Annotated in this window: 23 protein-coding genes, 1 tRNA gene and 1 other RNA gene; 6 read left to right on the top strand and 19 right to left on the bottom strand. The window is 32.2% G+C overall.

The annotated features are described in order from the left end of the window. Nucleotide 1: 1 nt before the first annotated feature. Entirely contained in the window at nt 2–742 is a 741-nt protein-coding gene (fabG, locus tag RIN63_RS12720; RefSeq protein WP_310445112.1) for a 3-oxoacyl-ACP reductase FabG, read from the bottom strand. Between the two features lie 145 nt (nt 743–887). Here fabG and RIN63_RS12715 point away from each other — a divergent pair, with 145 nt between their 5' ends. Beyond that, nucleotides 888–1,430: a cupin domain-containing protein gene (locus RIN63_RS12715; protein WP_310445111.1), complete on the top strand. Its 543-nt coding sequence runs from the start codon at nt 888–890 to the stop codon at nt 1,428–1,430. Nucleotides 1,431–1,621: 191 nt separating this feature from the next. Here the strand turns inward: RIN63_RS12715 and RIN63_RS12710 are convergent, their stop codons facing one another. The 11 genes from RIN63_RS12710 to dnaX all read right to left on the bottom strand — a co-directional run bounded on the left by RIN63_RS12710 (nt 1,622) and on the right by dnaX (nt 11,663). Beyond that, entirely contained in the window at nt 1,622–2,701 is a 1,080-nt protein-coding gene (locus RIN63_RS12710; protein ID WP_310445110.1) for an NlpC/P60 family protein, read from the bottom strand. Nucleotides 2,702–2,850: 149 nt separating this feature from the next. Further along, on the bottom strand, nt 2,851–3,705 hold the full coding sequence (locus RIN63_RS12705) for a VOC family protein (protein WP_310445109.1): 855 nt from the start codon (nt 3,703–3,705) through the stop codon (nt 2,851–2,853). Nucleotides 3,706–3,761: 56 nt separating this feature from the next. After that, nucleotides 3,762–4,304 carry a phosphodiesterase gene (gene yfcE, locus RIN63_RS12700; protein WP_310445108.1) on the bottom strand — a complete coding sequence of 181 codons (543 nt, stop codon included), beginning with the start codon at nt 4,302–4,304 and terminating at the stop codon, nt 3,762–3,764. 23 nt (nt 4,305–4,327) lie between these two features. Continuing rightward, the gene (locus RIN63_RS12695) at nt 4,328–5,692 is read right to left on the bottom strand and encodes an MATE family efflux transporter (RefSeq protein WP_310445107.1); all 1,365 of its coding nucleotides are present in this window, start codon (nt 5,690–5,692) and stop codon (nt 4,328–4,330) included. 36 nt (nt 5,693–5,728) lie between these two features. After that, a complete protein-coding gene (locus RIN63_RS12690; protein ID WP_310445106.1) occupies nt 5,729–6,292 on the bottom strand; it encodes a pyridoxamine 5'-phosphate oxidase family protein in 564 nt (187 codons plus the stop codon). 66 nt (nt 6,293–6,358) lie between these two features. After that, complete coding sequence (locus RIN63_RS12685) at nt 6,359–6,988, bottom strand: SOS response-associated peptidase (RefSeq protein ID WP_310445105.1); 630 nt, start codon at nt 6,986–6,988, stop codon at nt 6,359–6,361. Between the two features lie 286 nt (nt 6,989–7,274). Continuing rightward, nucleotides 7,275–8,231 (bottom strand): DUF4367 domain-containing protein, encoded by a 957-nt coding sequence (locus RIN63_RS12680; protein WP_310445104.1) that lies wholly within the window; start codon nt 8,229–8,231, stop codon nt 7,275–7,277. 2 nt (nt 8,232–8,233) lie between these two features. After that, nucleotides 8,234–8,788 (bottom strand): sigma-70 family RNA polymerase sigma factor, encoded by a 555-nt coding sequence (locus RIN63_RS12675; protein ID WP_310445103.1) that lies wholly within the window; start codon nt 8,786–8,788, stop codon nt 8,234–8,236. A 272-nt stretch (nt 8,789–9,060) separates the two neighbouring features. After that, nucleotides 9,061–9,660 carry a recombination mediator RecR gene (recR, locus tag RIN63_RS12670; protein WP_310445102.1) on the bottom strand — a complete coding sequence of 200 codons (600 nt, stop codon included), beginning with the start codon at nt 9,658–9,660 and terminating at the stop codon, nt 9,061–9,063. A 13-nt stretch (nt 9,661–9,673) separates the two neighbouring features. Then, the gene (locus tag RIN63_RS12665) at nt 9,674–10,012 is read right to left on the bottom strand and encodes a YbaB/EbfC family nucleoid-associated protein (protein WP_310445101.1); all 339 of its coding nucleotides are present in this window, start codon (nt 10,010–10,012) and stop codon (nt 9,674–9,676) included. Between the two features lie 16 nt (nt 10,013–10,028). Next, nucleotides 10,029–11,663, bottom strand: coding sequence for a DNA polymerase III subunit gamma/tau (gene dnaX, locus RIN63_RS12660; RefSeq protein WP_310445100.1), 1,635 nt, complete (start codon nt 11,661–11,663; stop codon nt 10,029–10,031). A gap of 150 nt (nt 11,664–11,813) precedes the next feature. Here dnaX and RIN63_RS12655 point away from each other — a divergent pair. Together RIN63_RS12655 and ffs are read left to right on the top strand one after the other, a co-directional pair. After that, nucleotides 11,814–11,903 (top strand) — tRNA-Ser (locus RIN63_RS12655). Nucleotides 11,904–11,916: 13 nt separating this feature from the next. After that, an RNA gene (gene ffs, locus RIN63_RS12650) (signal recognition particle sRNA large type) lies at nt 11,917–12,182 on the top strand. A 55-nt stretch (nt 12,183–12,237) separates the two neighbouring features. Here ffs and RIN63_RS12645 read toward each other — a convergent pair. Genes RIN63_RS12645 through RIN63_RS12630 form a run of 4 tightly spaced genes read right to left on the bottom strand, consistent with a single transcriptional unit; the run spans nt 12,238 to nt 16,138 of the window. Then, entirely contained in the window at nt 12,238–12,675 is a 438-nt protein-coding gene (locus RIN63_RS12645) for a flagellar protein FliS (protein ID WP_310445099.1), read from the bottom strand. A gap of 13 nt (nt 12,676–12,688) precedes the next feature. Further along, nucleotides 12,689–13,561, bottom strand: coding sequence for a flagellin (locus RIN63_RS12640; protein ID WP_310445098.1), 873 nt, complete (start codon nt 13,559–13,561; stop codon nt 12,689–12,691). After that, nucleotides 13,545–13,751 (bottom strand): hypothetical protein, encoded by a 207-nt coding sequence (locus tag RIN63_RS12635; protein ID WP_310445097.1) that lies wholly within the window; start codon nt 13,749–13,751, stop codon nt 13,545–13,547. Before RIN63_RS12635 ends, RIN63_RS12640 begins: the two co-directional genes overlap by 17 nt. Beyond that, entirely contained in the window at nt 13,748–16,138 is a 2,391-nt protein-coding gene (locus RIN63_RS12630) for a DUF6240 domain-containing protein (protein ID WP_310445096.1), read from the bottom strand. Before RIN63_RS12630 ends, RIN63_RS12635 begins: the two co-directional genes overlap by 4 nt. Before the next feature lie 169 nt (nt 16,139–16,307). On the opposite strand from RIN63_RS12630, the gene RIN63_RS12625 reads away from it, so the two are divergent. After that, nucleotides 16,308–16,754, top strand: a complete 447-nt coding sequence (locus RIN63_RS12625) for a YaaR family protein (RefSeq protein ID WP_310445095.1) — start codon at nt 16,308–16,310, stop codon at nt 16,752–16,754. Between the two features lie 146 nt (nt 16,755–16,900). Here the strand turns inward: RIN63_RS12625 and RIN63_RS12620 are convergent, their stop codons facing one another. From RIN63_RS12620 to RIN63_RS12610, 3 genes are all read right to left on the bottom strand, one after another. Then, nucleotides 16,901–17,170, bottom strand: a complete 270-nt coding sequence (locus RIN63_RS12620; RefSeq protein WP_310445094.1) for a CD3324 family protein — start codon at nt 17,168–17,170, stop codon at nt 16,901–16,903. Between the two features lie 356 nt (nt 17,171–17,526). Then, entirely contained in the window at nt 17,527–18,450 is a 924-nt protein-coding gene (locus RIN63_RS12615; RefSeq protein WP_310445093.1) for a J domain-containing protein, read from the bottom strand. 115 nt (nt 18,451–18,565) lie between these two features. Further along, the gene (locus RIN63_RS12610) at nt 18,566–18,718 is read right to left on the bottom strand and encodes a hypothetical protein (RefSeq protein ID WP_310445092.1); all 153 of its coding nucleotides are present in this window, start codon (nt 18,716–18,718) and stop codon (nt 18,566–18,568) included. A gap of 182 nt (nt 18,719–18,900) precedes the next feature. Between RIN63_RS12610 and RIN63_RS12605 the strand changes: the two genes are divergently transcribed. Both RIN63_RS12605 and feoB read left to right on the top strand, forming a co-directional pair. After that, entirely contained in the window at nt 18,901–19,125 is a 225-nt protein-coding gene (locus tag RIN63_RS12605; RefSeq protein WP_310445091.1) for a FeoA domain-containing protein, read from the top strand. Between the two features lie 49 nt (nt 19,126–19,174). Further along, entirely contained in the window at nt 19,175–21,172 is a 1,998-nt protein-coding gene (gene feoB, locus RIN63_RS12600) for a ferrous iron transport protein B (protein ID WP_310445090.1), read from the top strand. The last annotated feature ends 26 nt before the right edge of the window (nt 21,173–21,198 follow it).

Below are 21,198 nucleotides of genomic sequence, written 5' to 3'. Positions count from 1 at the left end.
ATTAAATAACTACTCCGCCTGTTACTTCTAATACTGCACCTGTAATAAACTTCGCCTCATCTGATGCTAAGAAAGCATAAGCATTTGCAATGTCTTCTGGCTCTCCTAATCTTTGTAATGGAGCTTTACTCTTCATCATATCTATAACATTCTCTGGCATTTTCTTTACCATTGGAGTAGCAATAAATCCTGGTGCTACAGCATTTGAACGAACTCCCTTTTTCCCAAGTTCCTTAGCCCAAGTCTTAGTCATTCCTATTACTCCCCATTTTGTAGCAGCATAGTTAGTTTGACCAAAGTTTCCATGTATTCCTACTACTGATGAAGCATTAAGTATTACCCCACCGCCTTGTTCTACCATTACTTTAGCAGCTGCTTGACCGCAAAAATATACTCCCTTTAGATTTACATCTATTACCTTATCCCATTGATCTTCTGTCATCTTTAGAAGAGTAGAATCCATAGTAATTCCAGCATTATTCACAATAATATCTAATCTGCCATATTTTTTTACTGTCTCTTCTACCATTTTGTTTACGCTTTCTTGATTTGTTACATCAACTATAATCCCCGTAGCCTCTCCGCCACTTGACAGTATTTCATTCACAGTTTCTTCAATATCATTTGGATTAATATCTGCTACAACAACCTTGGCACCCTCTTGAACAAATTTCTTTGCTGTTGCCTCTCCAATACCTCTTCCCCCACCTGTAATAATTGCTACTTTGTTTAATAATCTCATTATATACTTCCTCCTTGTAATATTAAATTAGTCTTAACTATATAGCTATTATATAAGCAAGAAGTGTGCCAAGCACTTTAATGGCTATCACCTTTAAATGTCATAATGCATATAATATTAAAAAGCCAATGAAAGGACAGATAAAATGAATAATATTTATGAGCAATATAAGGCATATAACAATAATTCTTCAATATATGATCCTCACATAGGATATCCCCAACCTTGTTGTAATAGACCACCAATACAACACCCAGGCTGTTGGGAGCAATGTATCGACTTAAGTGACCATGGACCAAATCCTTATGTAGTTAATATCGAAGAAGCTACTCGTCAAAACTATACTTTTCGAACTGCTTTATGGACAGGAGAATATTTGCAACTCACTGTGATGAGCATCAACCCTAGAGATGATGTAGGTTTAGAGCTTCATAGTGATCATGATCAGTTTTTACGAATCGAAGAAGGCCAAGGGTTGGTCTTGATGGGAGATAGTAGAGATAATTTATATTTCCAAGAAAGGGTTTCTGATGGTTATGTAATATTTGTACCTGCTGGCAAATGGCATAATCTAATTAATATTGGCTGTGTACCCCTTAAATTATATTCTATTTATGCACCTCCTCAACATCCACATGGCACTGTTCATAGAACTAAAGAGGATGCAGAAGGACATAGTGTATATTAATCTATAAGATCATATTTCCCATATATAAAACCCTTGATTCTATAATAAGATCAAGGGTCTATATATTTTAGCTTACATTCTATATACTTAATTTCTATTACTACATTTAAGATTCATTACTTAATAATTCTCTTAGCCTTGGAAATAGTATATTGGTTATTTTACCTCTGTCAAAATTTAAATCTTTATACTTATTGAGGAATAACCCTTCTTGCTGTATAGTAGCTATTTGCATAATATCCTGATGCCAATGTTGTTATCTTTACTACATCTCCAGTTTGAGGAGAATGTACAAATTTTCCATCTCCTACATATATCCCTACATGATTTATAGTTTTACCATTTCTTGCAAATAATACTAAATCACCATATTGCAAATCCTTTTTAGCTACATAAGTTCCTGCATTAATCTGGGTCTTTGATGTTCTTGGTATGCTTATACCTAGTTTACCAAATAAGTAAAATGTCAGTCCAGAGCAGTCATAGCTATTGGGCCCTGCCGCACCATATTTATAGGGCTTGCCTAATTCTTGAGATATTAGATTCTTTAATTTTGATATTGATCCGTTCTCTAGTCGTCTTATGCTACTTCTTGATACAGCTAAAGAACTTCTTGAGGCTCTGTCAGTTGCTTTTACCTTATCATATATTCTTTTGGAAATAACAATGGCCTCTTCTCTTGAAGTATGTCCCTTAGGATCAAATCTATTATCTCCAACTCCACTTAAAGCTTCTATGCCATATAAGTAACTCACAGCTTCTATTGCCCATGTGGAAATTTCATCATAATCTTTAAATATATACTCATTAGGATTTGTATAATCATATCTTGGCTTGGCTACTTGCAATGTACGATATAGAATTAAACTAACTTCCTCTCGAGTTATATTCTCATAAGGAGCAAATATTCCACTTCCCTTTCCCTCTACTATTCCTAATTTATTAGCTTTTATAATATTTGGATTTTGTGTATCAATAAAGGGACTTTCTCCTTCTACTGAAATTTCTCTTCCAACTATAGTCTCAAATAATTGTACAGCTAGCTCACTAAATTCTTCTCTTGTAATATTGCTTCCATAACTTCCCAGAATGTTCTCGGGAACAAAAGCAATTTCTTTAGCTGCCTCAATTTCTGTCTTTGCCCAGCTACTGGGAGTATCCACTACATTTTCTGCTATTGCCATATAAGTATATGTACTTGGTGGAATTATGGTACTAGCAATAATTGTAATTATTAAAGCTAACTTAATCTTTTTCAGTTTATTTATCATTAGTTTCCCGCCTTTCTTCCAAGGCAGTAATAGAAATTAAGCTTTAGATTTTTAATATTTACATATTATCATAAAAGGTAGCCCTATGGGGCTACCTCATTCCACCAGCCTATCCACAATCTGGTATTAGACAAAAATATTATGCTACTTTACACTATTAATTTTATTAGATTACTAGATGGATCTTTCGTGAAGATATTATTATCTTCTTCTATAATTTTGTACCCCAAGCTTACTAAATTATTTATTATTCTTTCCCTTGTTTCTATATCTGGAAATAACATGGTAAAGTACTTCATCCCCACAGAATTATCTGCTAGTGGCTCTGCATTTCTTCCATTCCATATATTTAATCCTATATGATGATGATATCCCTGGGAGGAAATAAATAGGGCTGAATTAGCAATCTTCGTTACTAGATCAAATCCCAATCCATCACAATAAAACCTCTTAGCCTCATCTAAATCTCTTACATGCAAATGGATATGACCTACTACAGTATTCTTAGGAATACTCTGCCATTTTTCGTCACCAATATCTGTCATAAGTCCATTGTAATCTAAGGGGTCAGTTACCATATTTATCTGATTGTCATCACTTTTCCATTCCTTACTGTCTATATCTCTATAGACTTCTATTCCATTTTCATCTGGGTCTTCTAAATATATGGCTTCACTGACTCCATGATTAGAAGCACCCCTTATAGGATACCCCTCTTCTCTTATATGCTTTAAAAATAATCCTAAGTGAGATCTACTTGGTAGGAGAAGAGCAAAATGATATAGTCCAGTTCTTCTAAGAAGCTTTGGTACCACATTTTCAGGCTGTACTATTGTAATCATAGGATTAATTCCATCAGCTGTTAATATAGCTTTATTTTCTTCTCTATTTAATATATTAAAACCCATTATCTTAGTATAAAATTCTATAGACCTCTCTATATCTGCTACCTTTAATACTATTTCCTTAACAAATATACTTGGTTTTTCATGAAATCTTGACATAAAATCACCCTCATTTTTTTAGTATATATAGTATACCCAGGTATGAGGGATTTGAATTATATTGTTATCTCCTTGAAAACATTACCACCAAGGTCTTTTATTGTAAATTTATTTCCTTCTAATACCCCATAAGTATGTGGATTGTTTTCCTTTGGTAAAGAAATGGAGCCTGGATTAATAAAATAAATATTATACTTTTTCTCTGCCCTTGGAATATGAAAATGACCATAAATAAATAGATCTCCATCACTTAGCTTAGGCATATTATCTTCATTAAATATGTGACCATGGGTTAAAAACAATCTTTTATCCTTATATATTATGTTAGAGTAAGTTGACATAATAGGGAAGTTTAATACCATTTCATCAACCTCACTATCACAATTACCTCTAACAGCAATTATCTTATCTGAGTAGCTATTGATTAGTCCTATTACTTCTTTAGGATTATATTCTACAGGCAATGGATTTCTTGCTCCATGATATAGAATATCACCTAATATCACTAAGTAATCAGCCTTCTCTTCATGAAATTTATCTAATGCTTCCTTTAAATAAAATAATGATCCATGGATATCTGATATAAAAAAAAGTTTCATAATTAAATTTACCTCCGTAGATTTTATACTGCTTTCTTCTCCCACTTATTCCCTCTATATCGATGAATGAAGAATCCAGCTCTTACATACCAGTCACAAATCATAGCCATCCAGACACCAAACATTCCAAAGTCTAAGTATCTAGCAAACAATATGCCTAGTCCAATCCTTGTAATCCACATGGAGCCTACACTTACTATCATTGCATATCGTACATCCTTTGCAGCCCTTAAGGTATTCGCAAGGGTAAATCCTACTGGCCATGCTATGCAAGCATTTATTCCATAAAATATTATTATCTTTCTAGCAAGTGCTGCCGTATCTGGCGATAGATTGTATACCTTCAGTATAAATGATGATGATAGTATTATAATTCCATTTACAATAGCTAAAGCAATATAAGCATATTTAAGAAGGACTTTGGTATAATATCTGGCTTGGTCATAATCTCCAGCTCCAACACACTGGCTAACTACAGTAACCAGACCTAATCCTATGGCTGCAGCAGGTAGAAATTGAAATCCTGTAACCGTACCTGCAACTGCATTTGCAGTAATAGCAGCTGTTCCAAATCCTGATACTACACTTAATAATAATATCTTGCCTAGCTGAAACATGCTATTTTCTATACCATTCGGTACTCCTATTTGAAGAATATTTTTAACCATTTTTCTATTAAATTTGTATTTGAAGGGCTTACTTATATGAATAGTAAGGTTTTTATCCCTAAGTAATAAAACAATGATTATTGCAGCAACTGCTCTAGATAAAAGGGTTGGAATAGCAACCCCTTCAACCCCCATTCGAAATCCATATATTAATATTGCATTACCCACAACATTGATGGTATTCATAATCAAAGAGGTTTTCATAGTTATTTGAGAATTTCCCATAGCCCTAAATAATGCAGCTCCACTATTATATATTGCTATAAAAGGAATACTTGCAAATACAATCATCATATAGGTATTGGCATACTCTGCTACCAGTGGCTCTATTGATCCAAATACTACATTTAATATAAAGCTTCTAGCAGCATACATCAATGCCATTATAACTAGGGAAATAAGTGTTACAAATACTATGAGCTGCTCCCCTGCCTCCGAGGCCTTTTTACTTTCATTTCTTCCTATATATTGGCCTGCAACCACTGCTCCACCTGTTGCCAATGCTCCAAATATGTTTATGAGCAAAATATTTATTGAATCCACTAATGATACTGCTGATACTGCCCTTTCCCCAACACTGGCAACCATTACGGTGTCTGCCATACCAACGGCTACTGCCAGCAGCTGCTCAACTATAAGGGGCAAGATTAGATAAATTAGGTTTTTCCTAGAAAAAATATAGTTTTTCTTTGTGTCCTTTTCTATTAATGACTTTTCCATTTAATCCTCCATATTGTTTAATCTCTTGATATATATTTACTCCATTCTACCCCATTTCATTTCTTCGCCATGTGAATCGTATTTTTTTCTTTTAGCAGTAATATCTTGAATTCCTATTTTATACACATTAATCAATTTTAAACCTGACTTAATTGCTAAGTTAAAATAGTCCATTTTTGTTGGAGTGTATTTTTCACATATTAATCTTATAGCCTTAATCTTTTCTTCTTCATCTTCTACTAAATTTATTTTGCCTTTTACAATTGCTGATTCATATTCTGTTGTTAAAACATTACTAATAAGTAGCCTTGCCTTGGACTCATCCTTCGCTATTTCATCTAATTCTTCTTTTGTATAATTTTCCGGTACTTTTACTTCTCCTATAAAGGATACACTAACTTTAGAATTTTTCTCAAATATCTTTACTTTTCTTCCATCCATAGCTGAATGAAAATACAAATTATCTCCATCTCTTACAATAGAAAGAGGAACTCCATAAGGCTCATTATCTTCTCCAATCATAGAAGCAACTCCATAACTTGATTTATCTATGACTTCTATACCAAATTCCCTGCTCATTTCCCTATCTTTTCGTCTCATATTTTCAACCCCTCATATATTTTAGCGATTCCCTTACTAACCCATTTAATTGCATCTATATATGAATCAAAACAGCCTCATCTGTTCAAAAGGTTCTTCTACATTTATTCGGTCTATACTAAGTTCATGCATTGCATTGACTTTATATATTTCCTCAATAATGTTCTCTGAGGTTTTTTTGTCCAGCCAATAATCCAATGCATCATTATTTATTATCAGAGGCATTCTGGAATGGATATCTTTCATGTGACTATTGGATTCAGTTGTCACTATTACAAATGACAAGACCTTATTCCCCTTATCATCAGGTATAACTTTAAATAATCCTCCCAAGGAAATAATGTTTTTTTCCTTTAAATATATCTCATGCTTTACTTTCTTTTTATCTCCTTCATCCTTCCACTCATAAAATAGATTAGCAGGAATAATACACCTTGCATTGTTAAAGGAGTTTTTAAACATATGCTTATGAGCTAGGGACTCACTTCTTGCATTAATAACAAGCTTACCTTTCCCACTGAGAGGGAATCCCCATGTTGCAGACTTTAAAGTTCTCCCTTTATCATCCATTACAATAGGTACATTTTCAGATGGATAGATAGTAGCTTTATTATAATCAGCAACTTCTCTATTGACTACTCTATACTGTCTCAATAATTCCTCTATATCACTATCAAGCATAAATCTTCCACACATAGCAACCTCCTGATTACCCTTCTTATCCAGTAGTATTTATGTACTACAAATTTTAATTATTCTTTATATATAAGCCTCATCTATTCCCCATATTAAGTGTAATTGTATCATACTATATATAATTAATTCAATGGAGTAAAATTGTAGTAATATTACAAGCTACTATCATGTTAAACAGTAAAAAACAGCGATACAAATCATGTAAGATTTGATCACTGTTTCTATATTTTTCTTCCTTGTCTCATACAAGCAGATGAGTTTGATGTGATGATAAAACCTAGAGATTTTATTTAAAAGATTCTGCAGTCTTTATCAGTTCGTCTCTTGGAATTCCTCTACCGTTTAATGAGTAAATGACACCTTCGTCTTCCCAGTCTAAACTATTATCATATATTATGGCATCTACTCCATTGATTTCTATTTTCTCAACCTTATATCCTCCAGTTTCATATGCAGTTTCTTCATCTGCATATCTTTGCTGCATATAGATGTATTCTCCAGTTTCATCATTAGTAAAATACAAAGATATATATTTTGTATCTTCTACAATACCATTTTCATCTTTAAAGAATTCCGCTCTGTCAAATTCATATCCTTCAGGTAGATATTTAGGAAGTTTAACTGTAAAACTAGTGTAGGTATTTAATTCTTCTGTATCTCTTACTACCAAATTGCCTTCTTCTCTTTCAGCTTCAGATACTGTCATTATCTTCATGGTTTCAGATTCAATTCTATCTATTTCTTCTCCTTCAGCAGTATACATTACATTAGGAGTACCTACTATAAATTCTTCTATTGGATTTCCATCTTTATCAAAAATTTTGCCCTTTAATTCATCTGGAATCTGGATGAGTTCTCCTTCATTAAGCATAGGATCTTCATAAACTGTTACATGGCCAATGGATATAAAGTTTGCTATCTTATCCACCAACTCCTGGGCAAATGATGTTCTCATGGTAGATATGCCCAATATACATATCAATGCAATAGAAGCTACTTTTATAATAACTTTCTTTGACTTTTTCATATTATCTTCTCCTTTATGTTTCTTGATATTCTCTAAGGACCTATTAAATATCTCTGATTTATTGCTATTTACACTAAAATCTTCATGAGACAAAGTTTTTCCTAATTCTAAAAGTTCCTTGTATTCCTTATCCTCAAAATATAAATTTTCTTTCCCATTGATATAGTTATCCATATCCATAGAGAACCTATCTTCAAGCTTTTTATCATTATTCATACTTAAACCTCCTTCTCTAATTCTTTTTTTAATTTTTTCATTGCACGATAGAGAATTACTCCTACATTACTTTCAGTAAGATTTAATATTTCTGCTACATCTACATTTTTTAAATTTGCACCGAATTTAAGTGCTATCATATTTTGCTCCCTTACATTTAAAACTTTTAACGCTCTTAGAAGTTCTTCACTTGTTTCTTTACTCTCAATTATATCTTCTGGTGATTTTTTGCTTGATATTGCTTCTTTAACTGAGTCAATTGAAAATATCCTATGCTTTTTTAAGTCTCTAAAATAATCATTGACTACATTTTTTGCTATACCAAATAACCATACATCAAAGGGCCCCTTTTCCTTATTATAGGTATCTATTTTTATCATAACTTTTTCAAAGATCTGACTAGTCAAATCTTCGGTTCCATGATAGGAATTAATTCTATAATATATATAGTTGTAAACCCTTTTATAATAGGTTTCAAAAATGTAGGCAAAATCTTCTTCACCATATAAAATCTGATCAGATTCTTTGTTACCTATGATATTTACTATTTGTTGCAACTTTCTATCCCTCCTTACCCTTTACTTAGCTAAGTAATTAACTTTTTATTTTGTTTCTCATATGTTAATACGATAAATATCTATTTTCATTACATATTATTTTAAGATTTATCCAGTAATCTCAAGTGACATTTATATAAGTATATCAAATTAATAGTTCCTATCCATTTTTTAAAAACAAAAAAGCAGGAGACTTCAGAGGAAACTTAAAAAGTCCCTTTTTGTCATCCTGCTTTTTTAAACTTTATTTATGATACAAATCAATCTATTCCTTATATCTCTCTTCTATTTTCCATAGCCTTAGATATGGTTACTTCATCAAAATACTCTAAGTCTCCACCTACTGGAATGCCATGGGCTATTCTTGTTACTTTGATTTCTAAGGGTTTTATAAGTCTTGATAGATAAATTGCTGTAGCTTCACCTTCTACTGTAGGATTAGTTGCAATTATTACTTCTTCTACTACTCCACTGGATAAGCGATTTAAGAGTTCCTTTACTCTAATTTCATTAGGTCCAATATTGTCCATTGGAGATATAACTCCATGGAGTACATGGTATTGACCCTTATATTCTCTGGATTTTTCCATGGCCATTATGTCCTTTGCTCCTTCTACTACACAAATAATTGATTTATCTCTCAAATCATTTCTGCAAATATGACAAGGATCTTCATCGGTTAAATTACAACAAATGCTACAAAGCCTAATCTTTTCCTTGGCATTAGTTATAGATTTAGATAATTTTTCTGCTTCTAATTCTTCCATCTCTATTATATAAAACGCTAGTCTTTGGGCAGTTTTTCTACCTATGCCTGGTAGCTTGGAGAGCTGCTCTATGAGATTCGCTATGGGTAATGCATACTGCTCCATTGTAATCCTCCTATTAGAACAATCCTGGAATGTTCATACCTCCAGTTATTTTCTTCATTTCTTTTTCCATCATTTCTTCTGCTTTTCTTAAGGCTTCATTAACTACTGCTACTACTAAATCTTGTAACATCTCCACATCTTCTGGGTCTACTACAGATTCATCTATGGTAATTGATAATATCTCTTTCTTTCCATTTGCTTTACATGTAATTGCTCCACCACCAGCAGTAGCTTCTACTTCTGCTTCTTCAAGCTGTGCTTGCATTTCCTCCATTTGTTTTTGCATCTTTTGCATTTGCTTCATCATACCACCCATATTACCGCCCATTCCTGGGAATCCACCTTTTGCCATAATTAATTCTCCTTCCTTATTTTATTTCTACTATATCTTTTCCAAAGAAATCAGTGACTTCTTTTATGGCTTTTTCTTTATCATCTTTTTCATCTTTTTTTGCCTTTGGTTTGTCGCTAATCATTTCAAATTTAATATTAATCTTTTTACTAAAATGTGCTGAAAATACTTGCTCTACAAATTCCTTATTAACAGGGCTACTTACTGCCTCTTTGTGGAATCCAAAAGGTTCTTTATATCCTATTGTAAGTAAGTCTTTTTCATAATTAACGGGTTCTCCCTCTATAAGAAGGGCAAATATGTTCATTTTTTTAGATTTTATAATTTGTAGTACAGATTCCCAATCTCTTACAAACATTTCAAGCTGCAATTCTTTACCATCATCTACAAATACTTCTTTTTCTGAAGGGATTTCCTTTGTTTGCTCTTTTTTTGGTTCATTCTCAGTTTGAGTAGTTCTATCCTTAGAAATACTCTCCCTTCTCATCGGTTCTTCTTTTGAAGGCTTATATTCTGTTTTTATCCCCATCTCAAGTTTTTTTACTCTTTCTTCTAAAGACATTTCCTCATCTAATTTTGTCAATTGAATAACTGCCATTTCAAGGATTATCCTTGGCTGAGTTGACCACTTAGATTTTTCATCAGCTGTAGTTAAGATATCTAGTGCCTTAAGTATAAGATTTAAGCTAATATCTTTACTTTGACTTAAGTATCTTTGGTAGGAATCTTCATCTATTTCTATTAATTCCATAGGATTTTTGGATGTTTTCATTATCATTAAATTTCTGAAATGATGTACTAAGTCCTTGATGAATTGATGGATATCCTTACCTTCTTGTATTATATCATTAATAGATTGTAATACCTTTTCTAAATCTTTATCTAATATATTTTCTACCATATTAAGTATTAGGTCCGAATTCACCATACCCAATATACTTGTAGCATCTTCATAAGTTATCCTTCCACTACTAAAAGAAGTACATTGGTCCAGTAGACTTTGAGCATCTCTCATTGCCCCATCTGAATTCCTAGCAATTAGACTCAGTACCTTATCTTCTACTTCTAATCCAAGGTCATCACAGATTTTTCTCATACTGTCTAATATGTCTACTGTAGTAATCCTCTTAAAGTCAAATCTTTGACATCTGGATAATATAGTTGGCAATAGTTTTTCAGGCTCTGTTGTAGCTAGTATAAATATTAGATGTTTTGGAGGTTCTTCTAATATCTTCAACAATGCATTGAAGGCCTCTGCAGTCAGCATGTGAACTTCATCTATTATATATACCTTGTATTTAGCCCTAGTTGGAGGATATATTACCTTATCCTTTAATTCCCTAATATCACCTATACCTCTATTACTGGCTGCATCCATTTCTATGATATCCATTATGCTTTCATCTAGGATACCTTTGCAGATCTCACATTCATTACATGGATTACCAGCTTTTGGATTTAGGCAATTGACTGCTCTAGAAAATATCTTTGCTGTAGATGTCTTACCTGTCCCTCTAGTACCTGAAAACAAGTAGGCATGACCAATATTTTCCTTTTGTATTTGATTTTTTAAAGTAACTGTAATATGCCTTTGACCTAGTACTTCATCAAAGGTCTTTGGTCTATACTGTCTATATAAGGCTTGATACATAAGCTCACCCACAATTTTTATAGTATACTATATTATATCAGATTGAATTCAAATTTACACCTATTATATCTAATTTGATAAATACTTATTGACAATAGAGGATTTCTCCGTTATAATATAAATCTGTGAGATATTATATTTCACTAACTCGGAGAGGTGGTTGAGTGGTCGAAGGCGCTCGCCTGGAAAGCGGGTAGACGTGAAAGCGTCTCGAGGGTTCAAATCCCTCTCTCTCCGCCATTAGAAATTTTTACCGTGCTAGATGGGGAGGCAGCGGTGCCCTATAACCTGCAATCCGCTACAGCAGGATTGAATTCCCAGCCTAGGCTTCTTATTGTAAGGTCTGACCTAGATAAGTGGCAGTGACGATTGGGTCCTGCGCAACGGAAACTCATGAACCCCGTCAGATCCGGAAGGAAGCAGCGGTAAGTGAATATTTTCGTGTGCCGCGGGGAAACCTGATCTGAGTTAACTGTCTAGGTAACGCTTGGAATAGGATTGTCAAAGCTGGGTGCACGGTTACATAAAGTAAAATCTGTGGTAAATTTACCACAGATTTTTTTGTTGTTTTATATTATACTTGAAATTCTTTCCCAGATTTTGTGCTATAATCTCCTAGTTTTTCTTTGCCGTAGGTAAGCCCTGATATTATAGTTGGTTCCTCTTTCATCTCTAATTCTTTGAAACCTTCATATATAGGATTAATTATATCTTTAGCTTTTTCAAATAGTGATTTATCTTTTCTCGTTTCCCCTTCAGTTATCACTGTGTTTGTATATAAGTATATTTCTCTAAGATCTGTGGATAACCCATCTCTTTCATTGAAAATAATGATGAGTTCTGTTAATATGTCACGGCAATTGTCCATAAGTAAGTTTAATTTTGCATAGTCTTTCTCTTTTATTGATTCTATACACTCATTAAACCTCTCTATAAGACCTTCATGAAGCATTGCCACTAGACCCCAATCATTTGTGGATAGTATTCTTTTTTCCAATGTAATACCTTCCATTTATATTCCACTCCTATCTTTGCAATAATTGAAGCACTGTTTGTGGTAGATTATTTGCTTGGCTTAACATTGAGGTACCTGCTTGCTGTAATATGTTAAGCTTTGTATATTCAGTCATTTCTAGAGCCATATCAAGATCTTCAATTCTTGATTTAGACTCTGTTAGGTTTTCGGCTGTATTATCCACATTCCTAATTGTATGCTCAAGTCTATTTTGAACTGCTCCTAGTTTAGAACGCATCTTTGATACTTCTTGTACAGCATCATCATATACTGTAATAGCTGCTTCAAAGTTTGCTGCTGTTAAGCCTAATTGAACTATAAATCCACTCCCTATTACTTGATTAAAAATGTTTAATCCTCCAGATGTTCCCACAGTAATATTAATATCAGACATATCTACATCAATATATTCATCTTCATTAGCACCTATTTGTAGTCGAAGTTCATCCTTTCCAGCTTCGTCTAAATTTCCTTTTAATAAATATATTCCATTAAATTGTGTATCATTTCCTATCTTATCTATTTGCTCAGTTAATTCCTTCATTTCATTAGCTAAGGCTGATATATCTTCTTCTGCATATATGCCATTAGCTCCTTGCACACTAAGCTCCCTCATTCTTTGAAGCATTGCATGAACTTCATTTAGTGCTCCTTCTGTAGTTTGAATCAAAGATACTCCATCAAGGGCATTTCTTGAAGCTTGCCTCAATCCTCTTATTTGTGCATCCATCTTCTGTGATATAGCAAGACCTGCAGCATCATCTGCAGCCCTATTTATTCTCTTACCTGATGAAAGTTTCTCAAGTGTTTTTTGTAGGCTATTGTTGGTAATGTTTAATTGTCTATGGGTGTTTAAGGCTGGTATATTATTGTTTATTCTCATTTTTATCCCCCTCAATGGTATTTGCTTTTTCAATAAATGATATTACTTCTCCTATTATTTGAAACATCTCCTTTGGCAGCTTGTCTATTTTATCTGCCACAGGCTCTAAGTCCATATTTAAATCCTGCTTTTCATTGTCTCTTGTATATGCTTTTTTAATATATTTCTTTGGAATTAATCTTTTTTTCATATACTCACCAAATCATTCTCTTCAGCCAAAGTATATCCTAAGTTATCTAGACCAACTTCCAGTTCTTTCATTCTACTACTTAATATATCATCTTTCTCTTTTAAATTAATTAGGACTTCTTTACCCTTTATACTTATATCCATAGTCACTGGACCAAGGTTTTCTGTTTCTAGACTTATATAAAACTTCATATTGTTTTTATCTATGCCTTGATGGCTATTAGGAATTATAATATTTAGACTCTTGTACTCATTATCCATTTCAATAGGAAGTTGAAGTACTATATCCTTATTTGATATTTTATTTAAAGTATTAAAATATTCTTCTTTTTCCATATCTTCATTTTGATCTTTTCTGTCACTAAATGAACTATTAGAATTACTTAAAGAATTTATCAACTCCTTATAGCTTTCCTTAATGGATTCATCCCCATTCTTTATAGCTGTTGATATCTTATCTTGAAGTAGTTTTACACCATCTTTCAACTCTTCATCATATCTTGGATTGTTTGGATCTGTTATACCCTTCAAGATATTTGGCAAAGCCTTTTCTCCATTTAAAAATGAGTTAATATCATTGATTTCTTTCAATGTCATAGGAAGTCCATTTTTCGTTATCATAGGAAGTATTCTTTCTTCATGTCCCTTGATACTTTTTATCTCCTTAGCCATCCTATCTATTTCCCTATATCTATTTATCTTCTTATCCATATAATTGTTTAACTCATTAAGAGGCATATGTTCAAGAATTTTACCTTCTTTTATGCTTTCTTTTACCATATTGGTAGTCAGACTATTTCTAGCTCTTAGATATTCATCATATATTAATCCCTCTTGTACTTTACCAACTGGCAGTATATTTGACTCTGTAGTACCTACTTCTACTTGGCTAGTATAAAGGTTTTCCAATGTAATATTGCTATACCTCCTGACTGCTAGAGATATTACATCCCCACTTATCCTTTCCCCAAGTGTATTAAGAATATGAGATATATGAGTGGTCTTGTCAAGAACTTTATGGTTTATACTCAATCCCTTTTCTACATTTGCATCTACAATTTCTTTAATGGACTTTAATGTGAAGTCTTCTCCATTCTTCAGTAATTGCAATAGTTCTTTGTCTTTTATACTTCCTAATTTCTCTAAATTACTCATTACTTCTTTGGTTTTTTCATTATCTATTGGAGAATCTATGTCTTTATCATTGCTAAAATTCTTTAATTCTTCTACTAATTTGTGAATATCCTCTTGTAATGGATCAATATCCCTGTCCATTAATTCTACTACTTCAGTATTGCCAAGAAGATTTGTTAATTCTTTTACAGCTTCTTTCATAGAAACAACTTGATTATATTTATCTCTATCCATTAGCATATCATTGACTATAAATTCTCTTAAAATACTTATATTTTCATTGCTATTTTCTATATCTAGGTTTACTAACATTTCCTTTAAGCTGTCTACAGTAGCTTCACTAGTTATAGTGAATGCTTCAAAGTTTTTAGCCACAATACTTCCTTCTATTGGATTTGTAGTATATGAATTACTTAGTTTATACAGATTATCTATATTAAATAATTTATCTTCATTTAGGACTTTTACATAGATCTCATCTTTTATGCTTTTAAGATTGTGAATCTTTGACATTACTTCGATTGTCTTGTCTATATTCTCTCTTGTAATAGGTATTTTCCCCTTATGTAATGCTATTATGGTATCATATACATCCTTGCCCATTTTTTGGCCATAGATTTCCTTTGATATTTCCTCTGCTTCTTTGTATGTCAATTCCCTTTCCAGTCTTAAAAATCTTTTTAATGAGAAAGGTTTTTTTTCATTTTTTATCTCTTCTAAGGCTTCTGATAATCTTTGTAGATTTTCCTCTTCAAAGTCTATACCTCTGTCCATGAGTTTTACAAAGGAATCTTTATCTATACCTTCAATTATCTTATTTAAATATTCCTTGGATTTTACATAGGAATTAATATTTTCTTTTGTAATAGCTATTCCACTACTAAGTAAATGTTCAATCATTCTAAGATTTTCTTCAGTATATTCTAATCCTAATTCTCTTATTATTTCCTCTGCTCGCTTAGATACTTTGGTATTTGCCACTGTATCTTCCTTTTCTTCAACCTTGGAAGATATTATATCTTCTTTTTCAATCTTTACTTGTTCTCCTAGATTTGCATCTATCTCTTCCATGAGCCTTAAGGAATATTCTACAGTTTTATTATCTATGGTTTTCTCTATTTTTATATCTTTGCCCTTTTTCTCCACAAGCACACCTTCTACATCATAGGGAAGGGTGGGTTTTATTCCATAGCTATTTATTATATTGTCTTTATTATTTATTTTTAACATTTCCATTAGTTTTTTCCTTTCCATTTCCATAGTAGAATTATTGTTTGATTCACTTGTGGATATTCTTATGGGATTTCAATTCTTGATTAAGTCATTTTATCTATCGACATTTTCTTCCTATTTCTTGAGAAGATATTACTTATTTCTATTTTTCTGCCGATAATGTATAATAGATAGGGTGGGAGGGATTGTTGTGAATCGAATTAATAAAACTGGTATGGAGAATATTTCACCTATTCAAATTTCAAGAGCTGTGGATAAAAAAGCTGTAAAAGATACCTTTAAAATGAAACTAAATGAACTGGAGCAGGATCAGATAAGAATTGAGCTAAAAGCCCTATATGATAAGATTGAAACTCAGTCCAATAAATTATCTGATAAATTGTTTATAGATGATTTAATTAATTATAAGAAATTAGTTAAGGAATTTTTAAATATAACAGTAAATAACTCCCATGTGTTCTTTAAAGAAAGCTCCCTTGATAGACGAGGTAGACACAGGATTTATTCTTTGGTTAAAAAAGTGGATCAGGAGTTGGATGAACTAACGCAGGAATTTCTCGATATAGAAAATAAAAGGATTAATATATTAAAAAGATTAAATGATATCCAAGGAATATTAATGGATATAATGACATAAAACCAGCTAAGTTATTGAACTTAGCTGGTTTTGTACTTATATTAAAAGCACCTCTATTATTTTCAAAACACCATCTCCCTTCTTCTATATTAACCGGTTAAGTATATTCTCTCATCTTTCATACAATAATCATAGGGAAAGAATAGTTATAATAGTTTTTTACCATATACTATTTTTCTAACGGTTTCGAGACTTAAATAATAATCCTCTGATATCTTGCTGATTTTAGTGCCATATTGAAACAATTTAATAATTTCCTTATTCCTTTTTTCAATGGCATCTTTAGAACCTGTTAATTCACCCCAACCTACTCTATCACCAGATTTAGGAATGTAAATAAGTCCTCCATCAACATACTTCTGGACCTCTTCTAGTAGGCGAGGCGGTAATATTTCTGCTGCCTTTTTGTAACTCAAATATAAATACCTCCTGCAAAGTATTAGATTTGTAAATGCAATTTATGCATTTATTCATAATACCCACCTCCTTAAAAATATTTCTTAATCATTATTATATCATGTCTGTGAATACACAGCTATAATATCTTTACCATATTAATTTACCTTCATTTTCTCATTTATTACATTGAAATAGTATGCTAAAAACAATTATAATAGTTTTTTACATACTATTTTCAACTTTAGTGATAATCTATATGCTGTTTATAAGTAAGAAGGCTGACTTATGAAATACTAATGTCAGCCTTCCTAATTATATGAATTAACTTTAATTGTATTTATTTGCTTTCATCCTTACATCCCAATGTTCATCACTATCTTTGGGATATTTCCTTCAATTTTTCATATAACTCTATCTCTTCTTCACTTAAGCTTGGTGGATTTACTATATTTATTTCAACAAATAAATCACCTTGGTCTCCATTCATATCCTTATAACCCTTTTTAGGTATCCTTATTTTCTTACCAGATGAAATTGCCTTAGGTATGTCTATCTTAATTTTCCCATCCATTGTTTTAACTACTTTTTTCTCACCTAATGCTGCTTCCCAAGGAAGTAAATCTAGTTTTGATATGATATTTAAACCATCTAATTCATTTTTTCTATCTTCCATAAAATTGATTTTAAATAATATATCTCCCTTTATTCCCCATTTTTCCCCTTTAACCTTCAATCTTTTCCCGGGAAATATTCCTTTTGGAATATTTACTGACAAGGTTTTATTCTCGCCACCAATATTTAAGGTAATATCCTTAGTTATACCATGATATCCTTCTTCCATAGTAATATTTAATTCTGATTCATAAGAAGGTGCTACTTTTTTCGAAGATTTTCTTCCACCACCAAATAAATTACCTAAGTCGAATCCACCACTTCTATTACTGCCTCTTTGACCAGCACCCTCAAAAAACATATTAAAGAAATCACTAAAATCTCCACCACCGGAAGAGGTATAAGTATATCCACCATTTCCAAATCCATATTGAGAAGGATCAAAGTTTTGACCATTAGTGAAATTATATCCCGACCCAAATGTATCATATTTTTTCTTTTTATCTTCATCTCCTAATACTTCATAGGCTTCATTTATTTCCTTAAATTTCTCTTGAGCCTTATTATTATCTGGATTAAGATCTGGATGATATTTTTTGGCTAACTTTCTATATGATTTTTTGATTTCATCTTGAGATGAATTTTTATCTACTTCAAGTATTTTATAATAATCTTTATATTCCATAGAGTCCTCCATTCCCTCCCAAATAGGAGAATCATTTTATTCTGACTTTCCCTGACCTTCAGTATAATTATAACCATTTTAATAATAATAATCAATGTAAAATTCAAACCATAATTTAGCCTTTAGTTACAATCTTATTCTCTTCGACAAACTGCGATAATAATTGGTCAGCTTCCTTACTTAGCTTTAATATGTTTCTAACATCAAGCTCTCTCGATTCCTTTTCTTTATCTAGTTCATTAACAATGATTTCGACTTTCTTTTTCACTATTATCCCCCATTCGACTAGTATATCGTTACTATTATATAGTAAATGTGACAATGAAACAATACAATAAATTACAAAAATAAAAAACTATTGTCATTACCTTCAAAATATAATATACTAATAATATAACTAATGATAATCATTATCATTATCATTGTTTTGCTTATGGGAGGATGATATATATGAATGACAAATGCTTAACATGTTTAAAACCAAATGAATCATGCAAGATTAAAGAAATATCCGGGTGCTGTAAGGCTAGGAAAAGACTGTACGAATTGGGACTACACAAGGGTGTATCTGTTAAGGTAGTTAAAAACGATATTGGTCCTATTATATTAAATTTATCAGGTCATAAATTGGCATTAGGTCGGGGCATTGCTAGTAATATAATTATAGAGCATTAACTTTTGTATATATCTATAATAGGCGTCATTTGAAAGAGGGGGAATTTATTTGCATACTATTGCTTTAGTAGGCAATCCAAATAGTGGAAAGACTACTTTGTTTAATGCATTGACTGGGTCTAATCAACATGTAGGAAATTGGCCTGGTGTTACTGTGGAAAAAAAAGAAGGGAAATTTAAATGGAAGGGCAATCAATATAATGTGGTTGATTTACCTGGGACCTACAGTCTTGGAGCTTATTCTGAGGACGAGGTTGTTGCCCGTGACTATATAATTAAAGGAAATCCAGATCTTGTAATCAATGTTGTAGATGCTACTAATATTGAAAGAAACTTGTACTTAACAACTCAATTAATCGAAATGGGCACAAAGGTTATTATAGCCCTCAATATGATGGATGAAGCTAAGCAGAAAAATATTGATATTGATATAGATAGACTATCAAAAAAATTAGGAGCCCCTATAATACCAACCATTGCTTCTAAGAATAAGGGACTTGATAATTTGATTGAGGAGTCTATCAATTATTTTAGTAAAGATAATAATTCTAATATTTCCTTTAGCTATGGAGAAAATGTTGATGAAGAAATAAAATCTATTGAATCCATCCTTGCTAATTCTACTTTGGAATATCCAACTAGATGGGTAGCTATAAAATTATTAGAAGGTGACCAAGATATTTATAATCAACTAGGGAAGATTAAAGAATCTTCTCAAATAATAGAGAGGATCTCTTCTTTAGGAGAAAAGGCTGAGGAATATGAGCTTGAAATTGTAGATAGAAGATATGCCTTCATTAATAATGTACTAAAAGATTCTGTAAAGCAACCTACAGAAACTGCCGAAACAATAACTGATAAAATTGATAAAATAATTACTCATAAATATTTAGGACTTCCTATTTTTGCTATTATAATGTTTGCAGTGTTTCAGTTGACCTTTGCCATTGGTGGAGATATATTTGGTGGGTATGTAGCAACCTTTGTTGAATATGCGGGAGAGCTTGTCGTTGGATTCTTAAATAATATTGGTGTTTCAGAGTGGCTAGTATCATTTATCTCTGAAGGTCTTTTTGGTGGAGTAGCTACTGTGTTTGAGTTTATTCCTCTTATTATGGTATTATACTTTTTTCTTGGTATCTTGGAGGATACAGGCTATATGGCAAGAGCTGCGTACATAATGGATAATCTAATGCGTGCTCTTGGACTTCATGGTAAGACCTTTATCTCGATGATTGTAGGATTTGGTTGTAATGTACCTGGTATTATGGCTACTAGGACCTTGGATAATAAAAAGGATAGAATGATAGCCTTACTTATAAATCCATTTATGTCCTGTGGTGCAAGATTACCTATTTATTTAGTATTTATAGCAGCTTTCTTCCCTGATCATGGTGGAATTGTATTATTCTCACTTTATACTTTGGGAATAGTCGTGGCCCTAGTCTTAGGGAAAATTTTCTCAAAAACATTATTTAAAGGTGAATCTTCCCATTTTATAATGGAGCTTCCACCTTATAGATTACCTATTTTCAAATATGTAATAAGGGATATGTGGGATAAGGTGTGGGACTTTTTATACAGAGCTGGAACTATTATATTTGTGGTAGTTTCTCTTCTATGGATATTATCCGTACTCCCTCTTGGCGTGGAACCTTATAGTCAGGAAAGCATCTTAGGTAGAATCGGTACTTTCTTATCACCAATATTTATACCTGCAGGCTTTGGGACTTGGCAAGCTACTGTTAGTCTATTTGCTGGTATAGCGGCTAAAGAGGCAGTTGTAGCAATTTTGGGAATGGTTTATGCTGGTGTATCAGAAGGATCCCAATTGGTATCTGCCCTGCAAAATGTATTTACACCCCTCACTGCTATATCATTTATGGTGATGACTCTTTTATATACTCCTTGTGCAGCAGTAATCGGTACTGTAAAAAAGGAGACTAATTCTACAAAATGGGCTATATTTATGGCTATATATCCTTTCGTAATTGGTTGGATTGCTTCAGTTCTTATATACCAAATTGGAAGTTTATTAGGCTTCTAGATAAGGAAAAGTTTCAATGGCATAAA

The organism is Tissierella sp. (genome assembly GCF_031460495.1).
Classification (GTDB): Bacteria; Bacillota; Clostridia; order Tissierellales; family Tissierellaceae; genus JAVKTS01.
Note: the sequence above shows the minus strand (reverse complement) of the source record. Positions and strands in the feature narration are given on the sequence as shown.

Coding starts and splice junctions, on each gene's coding strand:
- fabG (WP_310445112.1), bottom strand. CDS start 742: ATGAGATTATTAAACAAAGTAGCAATTATTACAGGTGGGGGAAGAGGT.
- RIN63_RS12715 (WP_310445111.1), top strand. CDS start 888: ATGAATAATATTTATGAGCAATATAAGGCATATAACAATAATTCTTCA.
- RIN63_RS12710 (WP_310445110.1), bottom strand. CDS start 2,701: ATGATAAATAAACTGAAAAAGATTAAGTTAGCTTTAATAATTACAATT.
- RIN63_RS12705 (WP_310445109.1), bottom strand. CDS start 3,705: ATGTCAAGATTTCATGAAAAACCAAGTATATTTGTTAAGGAAATAGTA.
- yfcE (WP_310445108.1), bottom strand. CDS start 4,304: ATGAAACTTTTTTTTATATCAGATATCCATGGATCATTATTTTATTTA.
- RIN63_RS12695 (WP_310445107.1), bottom strand. CDS start 5,692: ATGGAAAAGTCATTAATAGAAAAGGACACAAAGAAAAACTATATTTTT.
- RIN63_RS12690 (WP_310445106.1), bottom strand. CDS start 6,292: ATGAGACGAAAAGATAGGGAAATGAGCAGGGAATTTGGTATAGAAGTC.
- RIN63_RS12685 (WP_310445105.1), bottom strand. CDS start 6,988: ATGTGTGGAAGATTTATGCTTGATAGTGATATAGAGGAATTATTGAGA.
- RIN63_RS12680 (WP_310445104.1), bottom strand. CDS start 8,231: ATGAATAATGATAAAAAGCTTGAAGATAGGTTCTCTATGGATATGGAT.
- recR (WP_310445102.1), bottom strand. CDS start 9,660: ATGGAGCAGTATGCATTACCCATAGCGAATCTCATAGAGCAGCTCTCC.
- RIN63_RS12665 (WP_310445101.1), bottom strand. CDS start 10,012: ATGGCAAAAGGTGGATTCCCAGGAATGGGCGGTAATATGGGTGGTATG.
- dnaX (WP_310445100.1), bottom strand. CDS start 11,663: ATGTATCAAGCCTTATATAGACAGTATAGACCAAAGACCTTTGATGAA.
- RIN63_RS12645 (WP_310445099.1), bottom strand. CDS start 12,675: ATGGAAGGTATTACATTGGAAAAAAGAATACTATCCACAAATGATTGG.
- RIN63_RS12640 (WP_310445098.1), bottom strand. CDS start 13,561: ATGAGAATAAACAATAATATACCAGCCTTAAACACCCATAGACAATTA.
- RIN63_RS12635 (WP_310445097.1), bottom strand. CDS start 13,751: ATGAAAAAAAGATTAATTCCAAAGAAATATATTAAAAAAGCATATACA.
- RIN63_RS12630 (WP_310445096.1), bottom strand. CDS start 16,138: ATGGAAAGGAAAAAACTAATGGAAATGTTAAAAATAAATAATAAAGAC.
- RIN63_RS12615 (WP_310445093.1), bottom strand. CDS start 18,450: ATGGAATATAAAGATTATTATAAAATACTTGAAGTAGATAAAAATTCA.
- RIN63_RS12605 (WP_310445091.1), top strand. CDS start 18,901: ATGAATGACAAATGCTTAACATGTTTAAAACCAAATGAATCATGCAAG.